A 13020-nucleotide genomic window follows, 5' to 3' on the forward strand; every position below is an offset into this window, starting at 1 on the left:
TCCGCTCACCCTTTGAGAGATTCAGTGCCACGATGATACCCGCCTCTGTGTTGGTTGATGATGAAGGCCGCCGCGGTCGCGCCGACCGCTAGTCCGTCCCGGCCAGTTGCACGAGCGCCAGGCGCCCGCCCGACTCCCGTGACAGGAGCAACTGCAGTCCATCGCGCAGCGCCACGCGCTCGCCCACCGCGATCTCGCGCCCGGCGCTGAGATCGCGGCAATGGGGCAGTCGCTCGTTGACGAACCACCAGGCCCCGTGGTGGAACACGAAATAGCCGACCCGCGTCTTCTGTGCCTCGGTCAGCCGTTCGTTGGGGGCCACATGGCGATTGACATGCCACTCGAACAGCGACTGATTGGTATACACCAGCAACCGCTGGTCATCCGGGCGGAAGCTGTCGCCCTGCCGGCTCGAATAGAAATTCAGGACCGGGAGCTGCCCGGGGTAGGGGGTGCCGCAGAACGGGCAACGCGGGGCCCGCCGATTGTCGAAGACGAACCACCCCTGGGGGCAATCGCGATTGGCGCACGGCTGGATCAAGTCGGCGGTGCGCACCAACGCGAACTCCCAATCCTCGGCGCTGGGGCGACTGCCGGGGTCGTGCAGGCCGGCGGTGAAGGCGCGCTCGAAGAGCGGTGTCAGATAGGGGCCGGTCAGCGTGTATGGCATGCGCTCGGTATCGACCCACGGCAGTTCGGTCGGACGCGCGTCGGCGACCCGGATGCGATTGCTCAGATCCTTGGCGTGTTCGACGAACAGCGCCCGCTCGCCCATCGACAGGGTCTCGTCGCGGATCGGATCCGGGTCATGGACCTTGCCCCCGCGCAGCGGATGGCGGTAGAGCAGGTACATATAGATCAGGACCGCCAGGGCGTGGCGGTCCGTCGCGATGCAGGGCAGCCGGCGATCCGCGCTGTCACGGGGCAGGTGCGCCGTCATGACGACCTCCGGCGCGATGAAATCGGGGGTGCCGACGACCTCCGGCGGGTACTTCCCAGGGACCACCAGGCCGTCGAGATCGATGATACAGGCGTTGCCGGTGCAGGGGTCGACCAGCACATTCTTATAGGAAAGGTCGCTATGGGCCAGGCCGGCGGCGTGCAGGCGCCGCACCGCCCGGGCGATGCGAATGCAGATGCGCAGGTAGTTGAGCCAATGCCCGCGCTCACGCGGGTCCAGGAAGCGCGCCTGATTGTTTGCGCTCGCGAACCACTTGCCTTCCTTCTCCCGGCCCTTGATGCCGAGCATATCGTTGTTGGCGGAGCCGTGCGTGAAGAAGAAGTGCGGCGCATAGGCGGGGACCACGACCCCGACGCGCCCCTCGCACTCGACGACACCGCAAGGGTGCGGTCGTCGTGGTTGCCGCGGCTCCAGAAATTGAGCCAGTCGAGTGTGCGCGCATCCGCGTCGGGTGCGGCGAGCAGCGGCGCCAGTTCCGCCCACAGGGCGGCCCAGGCCGCGGATTCCCGCAGGGTTGCATCCGACGGGAACCATGGGTCGCTCACCCCGTCGGTCATCAACAGCAGGGCGGTGAACTCCTTGACCAGCCGGACGTTCAGACGCCGCATGATCTGGTCCCCGTCAGCGAACACCGAGCGGTCCAGGAACCGGGTCTGACCGGCATAGTCCCCGCCTTCCGGCATCCCCAGCAGTTCGACCCCATGCCCGGTGCTGTAGAGTGCAATGGCGCCATCGCCGACCCAATAGGTTGCCACCAGGTCGCCCACCGGTGTGCGGGTGTGGGCGGCGAGCAACAGGGTGGTCGCATAGTCACGCGGTTCGCCCCCCTGGGCGCGCGCCTTGGCCTCGATGGCCTTGGTCGCCTCGAAGGCGGCGGCACCCAAGGTGTTGTAGGCGGCGATCCGGGCCTGCCCGGGGTCGGCGTTCTCTGTGGCCAGGTCCTGGAGCCGCGGCCCCGGCTGGTCATCGAGCAGCCGTTGGCGGGCGACCTCGACGGCCGTTGCGGCGGCGATGCGCGACCCGATGCGTGAATGCCTGGCGCTGCCTGCACCATCGGCGACCGCAATCAGGTTCCACCCATCGGCCGCGGTGACACACCAGGCATAATCGTCGTCGCGCATGGTCCCGATATGGGCGTGCGAGCGTCCTCTGCGACTGGCGAGCAGGATCTGCCGATCATGGGCGCCGGGCAGCCGCACCGCGGCGGTATCCGGCTTCCATCCCGTTGCGTCCCGGTCCGACGCCAGGTCCTTCCAGAGGGCGCGCGGGTCGGCGTTCACGACCAGGAGCGCGACCGCCCGGCAGGTCGGCGCGGCGGGATCATCCGGGTCTTGACAGGTCACCGCCAGCCGATGCTCGCCGGGCTGATGGGCGATCCCGGTCAAGAGTCCCGCCGCATAGGTGAGCCCGAGGGCCTCCGGGACCTCGCACGCGACGACCTGCATGGGCCGCCCGTCGCTCGCCCGTACCTGCAGGCGCGCCTGGAAGGGCTCACCGGCGCGGGCGTTGGATTCGATCTCGGCGATGATCTGGGGTTGGACCGGCGCGCTCCTCGGCAGCAGGGTGTCGGGGATGTTCCCGGGGTGCTGATCGGGGTCGATCGGCGCCGACCTGCCGATCGGGTACGCCATGGCCGGCGCTGGAGCGACTGACGGCGCATCCTGGCCTACGGCCGCGTCGGTCGGGGAGGAGGATGGCGAGGCGACCAGGTCGATCAGTCCCCCGGCCGCCGCCACCGCCTGATCGTAAACCGGGCCGCTCGGCCAGCGGTTATGATCCGCGACCTGCCCGCGGAGCCAGTCGAGCAGATTCAAGGACAGGGCGGTGCGGGTCTCCAGGTCCATGGGCTAGCCCTGGCGGCGCTCGACGTCGAAGCCTTGGTCGGCACTGGGCGCGAACCGCAGATCCTCGCGACACCAGGGACAGGTCGCCTCGCCCGGTCCGCGCAGGCACATCAGCTTGCCGCAGCCGCACAGTGCCACCGTGATCGGGTTGCCGCAATGGGGGCACGCGGCCCCGCCCATGAGATCGGCGGTATTGGCACTGCCCCCCGCACCGCCCGCTCCGCTCCAGCGGAAATAGTCCTCGGTCAGCGGATAACACCCGGCGATCCGGTAGCCGCTGAGTTCGATCGAAAAGGCGTCGGTCGCGATCGGCAGGGTCTCGCGGTCGTATTTGAGCAGATAGGGGCGGGCGGTGCCCTGGCAACGCCCCACGAGCACCACGCAATCCTGGTCGCTACCGGGCACCAAGGCACCCGCCGTGGTGAGGGGCTGCATCACGTTCGGGTCCGCCTTCGCCAGGGACAGGCGCCCGCTGCCGGGCTCTCCGATCCTTTGGCTCTGCACCGACACCGATTCGGTGAGCCAGCGCACGAAGACCTCGAACCCCCCGGGGGCGGTATCGTCGAAGAGCAGGACGTGCTCGGTCAGGGAGCGCAGGGTCGCCTGATCGGCATAGCGTCCGATCGCGACGGCGACCAGGTCCGCGCGCGTCGCATAGTGGTCATGCCAGCGCGACCGTGCCGCGGCGACTTGGTCGGTCGGCTTGCCGTCGGTGAAGAGATAGACGATGGGGCGCCAGTCGCCCTTGCGGTCGCGGCCGGGCGTCGCCACCTGGCGATCGATCTCGTTCATGACGTGGTCGAGTGCCAGCCCCAGGCAGGTACCGCCGCCCATCGGCAGGGCCGGGGCGCGAAATGCGGCCAGGTCCTGGAGGTCGACCAGGGTCTCGGCGATCCCGGCAAACGCAATGACCGAGAGCCAGACGGTGTCCAGGGCCTGGGGGTTGGTGCGCAAGGTGGAGACGATGGTGCCGATGCCCTCTTCCAGGCGGAACAGGTTGTCGCCGGCCATGGATTCGGACACATCGAGTACCAGGAAGACGGGGAGACGCCGCATGATGTTGTCCCTAGATCGCGATGCGCAACTCGCTCGGCAGCGGCGGCAGGGTGTCGCCCGCGGTGCGTCCGCTGCGCCCGCCGGCCGCGATGCTGCCGGACACCCATTGAAAGAACTGGGCGAACAGCGAGCCGTCCAGCGTGTCGAGCGATACCACCGTGTCGGTGAGTTCGCGCAGGACATCGACCCGCGCCTTGGGTCCGGCCGCGCAGGCCACGATGCGGGCAAAGTTGCGCTGCTTGACCGCCGCCGTGGCCTCCTTGTAGGCCTGGGTATCCGAGGGCGCGCCGTCGGTCATCACAAAAACCATGGGGCGCCAGTCCCCGTGCTGGGTTTCACTGCCGCGGCGCAGGTCCCGGTCGACCCGCTGGACCAACAGATTCAGGGCGGCGCCGAGAAAGGTGGCGCCCGAACCCGGAACCTCGATCTCGGGGATGCGCACCGCATCGAGCGGGGTTAGAGGGAAGACCTCACGCGCCTGCAGATCGAAGGTGATAAGCGACAGATAGACCGTGTCCAGCGCGAAGGGGTCCCGTCGCAGTGCCTGTTCCATGGCCTTGAGTCCGACATTGAGGGCGTGGATCGGCTCCCCGCGCATCGACCCCGAGGTATCGACCAGGATATAGACGGGTAGTCGGCGCTCGCTCATCGGGTCAGACACCGGCGACATTGATCTGCGGGGGCGGCGGGGGCAGGTCCCCCAGGCCCCCGATGTCCTACTTGGTCGGGAGAAACTCGCTCGGCTCCAGCCCGAGTTCGTGGCAAATCCGCGTCACCGCACCACGTTCGTCCTCGTCGAAATTACCGTCGGCCGCCGCGATCACGCAGCAGGCGCGTACCAGCAGGCGGGCCTCGGCGGGCTTCGACTTGATGCCGGAGACCACCCGCAGCGCCTCGGCCTCGCCGATCTGGGGATCGAACTCGTACTTGGCGCAGTGGGCCTCGAAGCCCTTGATTACCTCGCCGGAGTCGTAGAGCGACAGGACGTCGGAACTGTTCATGAACGCCATCATCTTGCGCTTCTCGTCCGGGCTCACGACCCCATCGGCATTCGCGATGATCGCACAGCCGGCCGTGCAGGCGTTCATGAACGACTTGTTACGCAGGCGGGCCGCGTCATCCTTGAGGTTGGACCCCATTTCTTTCAGCTTATCCAACATACCTTGAAGCATGGGTGACACCATAGTTAACAAATGATTAACCCGGATTAATCTAATCAGGGTTCGGCGCGACGGTCAAAGTAGTCCGTCCCCAGGGGCTCGTCAAGCCTGGGCATATGACAATTGTGTCACCTCCTCGCCGTTGCAACCGCGACATCTTCGTGTATCGTCGTGCCGGCGCCGAAGCCACTAGTGAGACCATCAGTCGCCCGATCCGATCCCAAGACGCCATCAACCATCTGACTGTCGGCCCGAGGGGCCCGCTCGATGCAATACGCCTTCACGATCCCCGGCGGTACCCTGCGCATCGCGACCGAACGCGAGGAGTTGCCCCTGCGGCAGTTGCTCGGCTTCGCCGCCCGGGCCAACCCGCGCCGCCCCTTCCTCTTCGTATCCAAGGTGTTGGGGCGCCATATTCCGTGCCGGCCGGCAACGATGCGTGACACCTATCGGCGCCTCGCCGCCCCGCTGCTGGATGTCCCAGGCCCGGTGTGGGTCATCGGTTTGGCGGAGACGGCGACCGGGCTTGGCGCCGGGATCGCCGACAGCCTGGCCCGCGGGAGCGGGCGCCACGACATCGGCTTCCAGCACACCACGCGGCTGCCGCTCGCCGCGGCGCCCATGCTAACCTTTGAGGAGGCCCACTCCCACGCCCCGACCCACCTGCTGCATCATCCCATGCCCGCGCTGGCGGACCACTTCGCCACCGCGCGCACCCTGGTGATCGTCGATGACGAGATCTCGACCGGGCAGTCGGTCCGCCGACTTGCCGAACAGGTCCGACCTTGGATGCCCAGGCTGTCTCTGATCGTGCTGGTCAGCCTGGTCAACTGGCTGGATGCCCCGGCACGGGAGCGGATTGCAGGCGCCCTCGCCGCCCCGTCAGGGTCTCGCCGGGTCGTGTGGTGCAGTCTCCTGGACGGGCAATTCGTCTTCACGCCGACGCCGGGGACCAGGCCCGCCGCGCTGCCGGCCGACGTGGCGGCACGCCGGCCCGGGTGGGCGGCCCGCGCGGACCAGGGACGCCGCGGTTTGCTGATGCCGGCCGGCGGGTCGCGTCCCCCGACCCTGGCGCTCCCTCCGGCGGCCGCCTCGCGCGCCCTGGCCGTCATCGGGACCGGGGAGTGCGCCTTCGCGCCCTTTCTGGCTGCCGAGGGGCTGGAACTGGCCGGCCTGGACGTCACCTTTCAAACGACCTCCCGGTCACCGGTCTTGCCGGGCGGCGCGGTCGTTGATTCCGTCGCCTGCCCCGATCCCTATGGCGAAGGCGTCGGTTATTACCTCCACAATCCACCCGGGGCGCAGCGGCTCGCCATCGCACTCTACGAAGACCCGCTGGCCTGCGCGGACCCGCACCCGGGGCTGGACTGGCTGCGTTACCCGATCCCAGAGGTCCGCCATGGTCCGGCGGGGATCCCATGACCCGGGCCATCACCGTCTTCACCGACCTGGACGACACCCTGTTTCAGACCGCGGCGAAGGCGCGCGCCCTGGCCGGGCGTCACGGCGGCGGCGCGGCGGCCCTGACGGCGGCTGCCCATGACCGGGCCGGTGCGCCGCTCTCCTTTCACACCCCGGCCCAGTTGGCCCTGCTGGACCTGCTGCTCGGTTGCGAGGTCATTCCGGTGACCGGGCGCAATCGCAGCGCCTTGGATCGCGTCACCAGCCCGGTCTTTCGCGACTGTCGCATCACCAGCCACGGCGCCGTCCTCTATGGTCCGGACGGTGAGGTCTTGCCGTCCTGGCGGGAACGGTTGGCGGCCGGCACCGCCGCCAGCGGGCCGGCGATGCAGGCCCTGGCCGCGACGGTGGCGGCCCTGATCGACGGCGCCGGGCTCGCGCTGCGGGTGCGCGTCATCGAGGACGCGGGGGTCCCCGTCTATGTCTCGATCAAAGGGGATGGACCGGCCCTGGATCGGGCGGAGACCCTGGTACGCGAGCGCGGCGGCGAGCGATGGCGGCTGCACCGCAACGGCCGCAACCTCGCCGCCTTGCCCCCCTTTGCCGACAAGCGGGCGGCGGTGGCGCACCTCATGGACATCAAGCGGACGCTCGATCCAACCCGGACCTTCCTGGGGATCGGCGACAGTGTCTCGGACCTGGGCTTCATGACCCTCTGCGACTTTGCCATGGTGCCGTGTCGCACCCAAATCCATGACGCGTGCTGGCCATGACCCCGGACCGCGCCGAAGGCCTCGCGTGCGCCCCGTTCAGCGGCAGCTATGCGCCGGCGGACTGCGAGTTCCTGCTCAAGCCGATCCGGCTCGCGCCCACCCCGGTGGCCCTGAAGGAACGGATGATCCAAGGCGCCATCCGCCATTACTCGGAGATGTTGGCCCCCGAGTCACTGCCGCCGCCCGCCTATCTGGAACTGTTTCGCGCCCTCACCCAGACCCACGCCGAGCGCCTGGGCCGCGAAATCCTGTCGCTGGCCGCCTACATCGCCCGCACCCGCGTCGCCCCGCTCACGGTGGTCTCGCTCGCCCGGGCCGGGACCCCGATCGGCGCCCTGTTGACCCGGGCCCTGGGCGCGCGCCTGGGCATTGCGGCCCGCCATTACTCGATCTCGATCATCCGCGACCGCGGGATCGACACCAACGCCCTGCGTTATCTGCTGCGGGTCGCCGCCCGCCCGGCCGCCGGCCTGGTGTTCGTCGACGGCTGGACCGCCAAAGGGGTCATCACCCGGGAGCTCAAGGCCGCCGTGGCGCGGTGGAACCGCACCGAGCCCGAGCACCTGGACGACCGGCTCTATGTCCTGAGTGACCTCAGCGGGACGGCCGACGTGGCGGCCGGCTACGACGACTATGCGATTCCATCCGGTATCCTGAACGCGACCGTCTCCGGACTGGTGTCGCGCTCGGTGCTGAACCACCAGCTCGGGGCGGGCGATTTCCATGGTTGTGTCTTCTACGACCAGTTCGCCGCGGCGGACCACTCGACCTGGTTCCTCGACCAGGTCGCCGCGACCTTCGATGCGGCTAAGATCCAGGACCTCACGCTCGAGGCGCGGGCGGCGCGGGGCCGCCAGACCCGGGAATGGCTGCGCGCCTGCATGGCGCGCACCGGCATCGCCGATCAGAACCTGATCAAGCCCGGGGTCGCCGAGGCGACCCGGGTGCTCTTGCGCCGGGTCCCGGAACGACTGCTGCTGCGCGATCCCGGCGACGCCGAGGTGCGCCACCTGGTCGAGCTGGCAGAGGCGCGCGGGGTGCCCATCAGCCTGGAGCCGACGATGCCGTTGCGGGCCGCCGCCATCATCCATTCACACGGTGACGCCACTGGCCGCACCGCTTCCGCCAGGAGCAACGAACCATGAATCGCGCCTTAGACCCCAGGGCGGCGCCCGAGCGCCGCGACGCCCAACCGTCCTATCTCAGACTCGGGGCCTCGCTCTACATGCCGGCCACCCGGGCGGACCTGCCGGCACTGCTCAACGGACACAAACTGTTCGGCCTGCGCTCACTTGTGGTCTGTACCGAGGACGCCGTGCACGCCCGCGACCTGGGGCGCGCCCTGGCCAACCTGCGCGAGGCACTGCCCCGGTTGGAGTCACAGGGACCCTTGCGTTTTCTGCGCCCCCGTAACCCGGAGATCCTGGCCGAGATGGTCGCGATGCACGGGATCGAGCGGATGGATGGGGTGTGCCTCCCCAAGGTCGACGAGCACAACCTGGGTGACTATCTGGAGGCCCTAACCCCGGCCGGGCACCTCGCGATCATGCCGATCGTCGAAACGGAGGTCGCCTTCTGCCGTGACCGCCTGCGTCGACTGCGGGTGCGACTGGACGCCGTCCGCGAGCGCGTGGTCTGCGTACGCATCGGCGGCAACGACCTGCTCCACCTGCTCGGCATCCGGCGACCCAAGGACTTGACCGCTTACGACACGCCCCTGCGGCGGGTGATCGATGACCTGATCATCGAGTTTCGCGGGCATGGTTACGACCTGTCGGCGCCGGTCTTCGAGCACCTGGATCGCCCCCAGGTGCTGGCCCGCGAGCTGGAATTGGACCTGGTCCACGGGTTGATCGCGAAAACGGCGATCCACCCGACACAGGTCGGCCCGATCGAGGCCGCCTATGCGGTGCCGCCGGGAGAGACCGCGCTGGCGCGCGCCGTCCTCGCGCCGGAGGCGGTCGGCGTGTTTCGTCTGAACGGCCAGATGGCCGAGCCGACCACCCACAGCCGGTGGGCGGCCCGCACGCTCGCCCGGTTCGGTGCCTACGGGTTGCGGCCAAACCCGGGGGACGCTTGAGTCCCGGTCTGTCGGACACCGGGCGTGCAGTGGTTCGCCTGGTGGTGTCCCGGCGGTTTGCGTTACCCAAGAAAGAGTGGTTTAGCCGCAAATGGACACAAATAATCAGAGACCTGGCTTTCGCTGCATGTTCACCGTCCGGGTAACGACCGCGACGATGCTAACCAGCAGAGTTATTCGCGCTGATTTGCGTTCATTTGCGGCCAAATATTCTTTTCCGGTGTACTGGTGCCGGGAAACGCCGCCCGCTCCGCAGGGCGCGGGAGGCCCTGATTTCCTGCTTCCCGCCGCGCCCCTGAGGAGGCCGGCTCAGCGGTCCTTCAACTCGGCGATCCGGTCTTCATAGGCGCCGACGATGCAGCCGCGCGCATCGCTGGACTTCCAGCAGTCATCGCGTCCCTTGACCCAGCCCCGCTGCTCGGCCTTGAGCACCCGCTGCTCCCGCGCCGGGGTGTTCTTGAGGACCAGGGTATAAAGTTGGCTCAGGCTCCGGTCCAGGCTGGCCAGTTCGGCATCCTTGCAGATGAGTTTCTCGGCCTCGTGGGTGGCCTTGGCACAGTTGAAGCTTGGGCTCGCGGCGAGCGCGGACTGGCCGGTGAAGACGGCCGCGACGAGGATGGGAACGAGCGTCAGACGCATGGTGGCACTCCTGGTGGCTTACAGTGGTTGGGGTTGGAGAACATGCCGATCTTGAACTGCGGCGGGTACTTGATCAACTCCTCCAGATGCCGGCCCGCCGCGGCGCCGACCGGAACCGCCGGTTCCGGCCACCGCAGTGCCCTCTGTATCGGGTGATCTGTCTGAACGGCCGGGGAAGGAGCGCGGCATCGAGGTCAAGGGCCGGGTCGGCACCGACGCGATCGAGTTGACCCCCAACGCACGGGCGCGCGCCTGCAACCTGCGCGGGCGCTACTGGCTCTCTGCCGTCCTCGACTGCGGCAGCGCCCGCCCGCGGCTCTTTCGCGTCCAGGACCCCTTCGGCCAACTCCTCGCCCGCGCCCAGGGCGGCGTCCTGATCAACTACGGCGACATCGTTCGCTGTGCCGACAGTGGGTGAGAGGAGTCGGGGCGTCCCGTCCCGACGCCATCGTCTCCGGGGTGTGGCGCCCGCCCATGTCACGCCCCTTCAGGGCTAAACAGGGTTCTACGGATGACCCAGGGCGTTGCCCTGGGCTGGTATGTCGCGCCCCTTCGGGGCTGAGGGCTCGTTTCCGCCATGGGCATCGGATCAGCCGGGATTCGATGCCAACCAGGGGCCATCTTGACCCCAACGGGGTCACACATACCAGCACAGGGCAACGCCCTGGGGGTGCGGATTAGAGTCTCCAGCCCTGAAAGGGCGTGACATAGGGCCGCGCCCGAAACGCCCGGGTCCTGAGTCTCCGGACACGAAACGACAGACGATTTTGTTGATGTCGACGAAATGGTCGATGCGAACACAGCGCTGCGGCTCCTTGCCGGCCGCCGGACAGGGTGCTAACGTGCCGAAGATAATAGTGAAGACCTGAGACAGCCATGGTTCCAACATCACACTCATCAGCCGTCAAAGTGGTCGGTGCCAAGGGCCAGATCTCGCTCGGCAGGCAGTACGCGGGCCGCCAGGTGCTGGTCGAGGAGCAGGAGCCCGGCGTCTGGCTGGTACGCACCGTCACGGTCATACCGGACAATGAACGCTGGCTGCATCAGTCCCAGGCCGCGGCAGACCTGGAGCGGGCCTTGGCCTGGGCTGCCGTCAATCCGCCGGACGATGCCAATACCGAGCAGTTGTTGAAAGAGTTCCAAGAGCGCTAGGTCAAGCTAGCCCTGGAAGTGGTAAGTCCCGAAATACTCATAAGGGAGATGACATGAATACCGTAACAAGATCTCAGAACGAAGGTACCGTAAAGAGGGGTCAGATCGAAAGTGCTAAGGTCCTTGTTCGTGATGTTTTTTCGCGATTCTGGTTCTTGATTCCATACTATCAACGAGCCTACGTCTGGGGTAGGGACGAGATCTCTGAACTGATCGACGACGTGAGCTATGCGGCTGAACATAGCCCGGAGGGACAATATTTTCTCGGCTCGATGGTGCTAGTGAAGAAATCGCGAATGCAGGACGGCGTAAGCTTCGAGGAGTATGAGCTTCTAGATGGTCAGCAGCGTTTAACAACGCTGATGCTAATATTTGCCTGTGTGCGTTGACCGTGTGGACGACGATGACCTTAAGAAAACCTGCCGGGAAATGTTATATCAAAGGGAAAACAGGTGGCAGAACATTCCGGGTCGCACTCGTTTGGTTTACAAAATCCGCGACAACGTCAGCAATTTTCTCGAGCAGTACGTAAAACCCGACGGCGGTTCGCAAGATCAAAATCTGGCGAGTATAGCTGTTGGCAATAATCTTTCTCTGGCTAATATGGCTGCTGGGATGCGTATTATTCACGCATGCTTTGACGATGTGAAACGATTTCCCAATGCCGATAGTTTCGATCGTTTTGCAGTCTACTTGCTCAATAATGCACTTTTTATCTACGTCGCCACCGAAGATCTGGACGATGCCTTCCGGCTGTTTACCATCCTCAACGACAGGGGGATTCCGCTTTCCAACAGCGACATTCTCAAGGCAAAGAACCTCGGCGAGATCAGCAGCGACAAGGAGTGCAGCAAATGGGCTACCTACTGGGAGGAAGTGGAAGGTGAGCTTGGGCGCGACGAATTTGATCGCTTCCTCTCGCTCGTCCGTACGATCTACGTTAAAGATAAAGCTCGCGAAGGGCTACTCAAGGAGTTCGATGAACGTATCTACGGTGCCAAGCCTCGGCCATTGCTTGCGCTTGGAACTGCGACTTTTGAGGCAGTGAAGGCGTACAAGGATGCCTTTGATACGTCGATCTTGTTCGATAATTTGCCCGTTAGTGTTGGCAATGCCTATCGTAATCGCATCAATGTGATGCGCCGTGGGTTACCTTCGACGGACTGGGTGCCGCCGGTGCTGGCCTGGTATCGCAAGTTCGGCGTGACGAAGCTGCTGGAGTTCGTGGAGCGTGTCGACAATAAATTTTCCGCCGACTGGATCATGCAGCTCACGCCTACTCAGCGCATTAGCAACATGAATGAGGTGCTCAAGAGCATCGACTTGGCGCAGCAGCCGGATCAGTTGTTTACGAGCCAGGTGTTCGACTTCGACGCGACGCAGCTCATGACGTTGCTCAACGGCGACATTTATGGACGACGCTTTGCCAAGTATGTGTTACTTCGACTTGAGTATCTGCTTTCCGCCCATACAGCACAACTCAATCTGCCGGATGACATTAGCGTGGAGCACATTTTGCCGCAAACGCCCGCTGACACGAGTCAATGGGTTCGGAAGTTCACCCAATCGGAGCGTGAAATCTGGCGACACCGGTTGGGCAACCTCATGCTCCTGTCGCGCCGCAAGAACGCATCCTTGGGTAACCTTGATTTTGCGGCAAAGAAAACCCGTTACTTTGAAGATCGGGTAGAGAGCCTTCCGAACTCGCAAAGAGTATTGATACTTAACCGCTTTGCATCGGCGGAATTGCAGGCGCGTCATCAAGACTTAATCGGGCGCCTTCAGTTATCCTACTAATTGCCTCGGCGTAGGCCCTTGCCTCTGGCTGGTCTGCCGCAAGCGCGAGCCCGGCATCAAACCCGGCTGGGACAACCAGGTCTTGAAGGGCATGCAGATCAGCATCACGCTGCGCCTGCGCGCCCTCTGGGGCGCGGGCATCCGCGGGCCGGACTTC

The 13020-nt window shown here is 65.9% G+C and carries 13 protein-coding genes and 1 pseudogene; 8 read left to right on the plus strand and 6 right to left on the minus strand.

Features of this window, described 5'->3' with window-relative positions; translation table 11 throughout:
- Window positions 1-88: 88 nt before the first annotated feature.
- The 5 genes and pseudogenes from THSYN_RS05255 to THSYN_RS05275 form a co-directional block, all read right to left on the minus strand.
- Window positions 89-1495 (minus strand): helix-hairpin-helix domain-containing protein, encoded by a 1407-nt coding sequence (locus THSYN_RS05255; RefSeq protein WP_157817468.1) that lies wholly within the window; start codon window positions 1493-1495, stop codon window positions 89-91.
- Window positions 1441-2805, minus strand: a pseudogene (locus THSYN_RS36625) (PP2C family serine/threonine-protein phosphatase); the annotation flags it as partial. The pseudogene THSYN_RS36625 and the gene THSYN_RS05255, both read right to left, overlap by 55 nt.
- A gap of 3 nt (window positions 2806-2808) precedes the next feature.
- Window positions 2809-3861 carry a TerY-C metal binding domain-containing protein gene (locus THSYN_RS05265; RefSeq protein ID WP_100918206.1) on the minus strand — a complete coding sequence of 351 codons (1053 nt, stop codon included), beginning with the start codon at window positions 3859-3861 and terminating at the stop codon, window positions 2809-2811.
- A gap of 10 nt (window positions 3862-3871) precedes the next feature.
- On the minus strand, window positions 3872-4510 hold the full coding sequence (locus THSYN_RS05270; protein ID WP_100918207.1) for a vWA domain-containing protein: 639 nt from the start codon (window positions 4508-4510) through the stop codon (window positions 3872-3874).
- Window positions 4511-4577: 67 nt separating this feature from the next.
- Entirely contained in the window at window positions 4578-5033 is a 456-nt protein-coding gene (locus THSYN_RS05275) for a tellurite resistance TerB family protein (protein ID WP_100922308.1), read from the minus strand.
- Window positions 5034-5288: 255 nt separating this feature from the next.
- Between THSYN_RS05275 and THSYN_RS05280 the strand changes: the two genes are divergently transcribed.
- From THSYN_RS05280 to THSYN_RS05295, 4 genes are read left to right on the plus strand one after another with little or no spacing between them, the layout of a single operon-like run.
- Complete coding sequence (locus tag THSYN_RS05280) at window positions 5289-6443, plus strand: phosphoribosyltransferase domain-containing protein (RefSeq protein ID WP_100918208.1); 1155 nt, start codon at window positions 5289-5291, stop codon at window positions 6441-6443.
- Window positions 6440-7195: an HAD family hydrolase gene (locus THSYN_RS05285; protein WP_100918209.1), complete on the plus strand. Its 756-nt coding sequence runs from the start codon at window positions 6440-6442 to the stop codon at window positions 7193-7195. Before THSYN_RS05280 ends, THSYN_RS05285 begins: the two co-directional genes overlap by 4 nt.
- Window positions 7192-8340 carry a cysteine protease StiP family protein gene (locus THSYN_RS05290; protein ID WP_100918210.1) on the plus strand — a complete coding sequence of 383 codons (1149 nt, stop codon included), beginning with the start codon at window positions 7192-7194 and terminating at the stop codon, window positions 8338-8340. The genes THSYN_RS05285 and THSYN_RS05290 overlap by 4 nt, the downstream gene beginning before the upstream one ends.
- Window positions 8337-9275, plus strand: coding sequence for an HpcH/HpaI aldolase/citrate lyase family protein (locus tag THSYN_RS05295; RefSeq protein WP_100918211.1), 939 nt, complete (start codon window positions 8337-8339; stop codon window positions 9273-9275). The genes THSYN_RS05290 and THSYN_RS05295 overlap by 4 nt, the downstream gene beginning before the upstream one ends.
- 309 nt (window positions 9276-9584) lie before the next feature.
- Here the strand turns inward: THSYN_RS05295 and THSYN_RS05300 are convergent, their stop codons facing one another.
- On the minus strand, window positions 9585-9914 hold the full coding sequence (locus THSYN_RS05300; protein ID WP_100918212.1) for a lysozyme inhibitor LprI family protein: 330 nt from the start codon (window positions 9912-9914) through the stop codon (window positions 9585-9587).
- A gap of 136 nt (window positions 9915-10050) precedes the next feature.
- Here THSYN_RS05300 and THSYN_RS05305 point away from each other — a divergent pair, with 136 nt between their 5' ends.
- The 4 genes from THSYN_RS05305 (at window position 10051) to THSYN_RS05315 (ending at window position 12863) form a co-directional block, all read left to right on the plus strand.
- Entirely contained in the window at window positions 10051-10332 is a 282-nt protein-coding gene (locus tag THSYN_RS05305; protein ID WP_100918213.1) for a protein NO VEIN domain-containing protein, read from the plus strand.
- 458 nt (window positions 10333-10790) lie between these two features.
- Entirely contained in the window at window positions 10791-11066 is a 276-nt protein-coding gene (locus THSYN_RS05310) for a hypothetical protein (protein ID WP_172965234.1), read from the plus strand.
- Window positions 11067-11119: 53 nt separating this feature from the next.
- Window positions 11120-11455 (plus strand): DUF262 domain-containing protein, encoded by a 336-nt coding sequence (locus tag THSYN_RS34775; RefSeq protein ID WP_172965235.1) that lies wholly within the window; start codon window positions 11120-11122, stop codon window positions 11453-11455.
- Between the two features lie 4 nt (window positions 11456-11459).
- Window positions 11460-12863 carry an HNH endonuclease family protein gene (locus THSYN_RS05315; protein ID WP_172965236.1) on the plus strand — a complete coding sequence of 468 codons (1404 nt, stop codon included), beginning with the start codon at window positions 11460-11462 and terminating at the stop codon, window positions 12861-12863.
- Window positions 12864-13020: the final 157 nt, after the last annotated feature.

It is taken from the genome of Candidatus Thiodictyon syntrophicum, assembly GCF_002813775.1.
In the GTDB taxonomy this organism is placed as follows: Bacteria; Pseudomonadota; Gammaproteobacteria; order Chromatiales; family Chromatiaceae; genus Thiodictyon; species Thiodictyon syntrophicum.

Bases quoted from the DNA above. Each gene is read 5' to 3' on its own strand.
- THSYN_RS05265 (WP_100918206.1), bottom strand. From the start codon at position 3,861: ATGCGGCGTCTCCCCGTCTTCCTGGTACTCGATGTGTCCGAATCCATG.
- THSYN_RS05285 (WP_100918209.1), top strand. From the start codon at position 6,440: ATGACCCGGGCCATCACCGTCTTCACCGACCTGGACGACACCCTGTTT.
- THSYN_RS05300 (WP_100918212.1), bottom strand. From the start codon at position 9,914: ATGCGTCTGACGCTCGTTCCCATCCTCGTCGCGGCCGTCTTCACCGGC.
- THSYN_RS05280 (WP_100918208.1), top strand. From the start codon at position 5,289: ATGCAATACGCCTTCACGATCCCCGGCGGTACCCTGCGCATCGCGACC.
- THSYN_RS05295 (WP_100918211.1), top strand. From the start codon at position 8,337: ATGAATCGCGCCTTAGACCCCAGGGCGGCGCCCGAGCGCCGCGACGCC.
- THSYN_RS05275 (WP_100922308.1), bottom strand. From the start codon at position 5,033: ATGCTTCAAGGTATGTTGGATAAGCTGAAAGAAATGGGGTCCAACCTC.
- THSYN_RS05270 (WP_100918207.1), bottom strand. From the start codon at position 4,510: ATGAGCGAGCGCCGACTACCCGTCTATATCCTGGTCGATACCTCGGGG.
- THSYN_RS05290 (WP_100918210.1), top strand. From the start codon at position 7,192: ATGACCCCGGACCGCGCCGAAGGCCTCGCGTGCGCCCCGTTCAGCGGC.
- THSYN_RS34775 (WP_172965235.1), top strand. From the start codon at position 11,120: ATGAATACCGTAACAAGATCTCAGAACGAAGGTACCGTAAAGAGGGGT.
- THSYN_RS05310 (WP_172965234.1), top strand. From the start codon at position 10,791: ATGGTTCCAACATCACACTCATCAGCCGTCAAAGTGGTCGGTGCCAAG.
- THSYN_RS05255 (WP_157817468.1), bottom strand. From the start codon at position 1,495: ATGGTTCCCGTCGGATGCAACCCTGCGGGAATCCGCGGCCTGGGCCGC.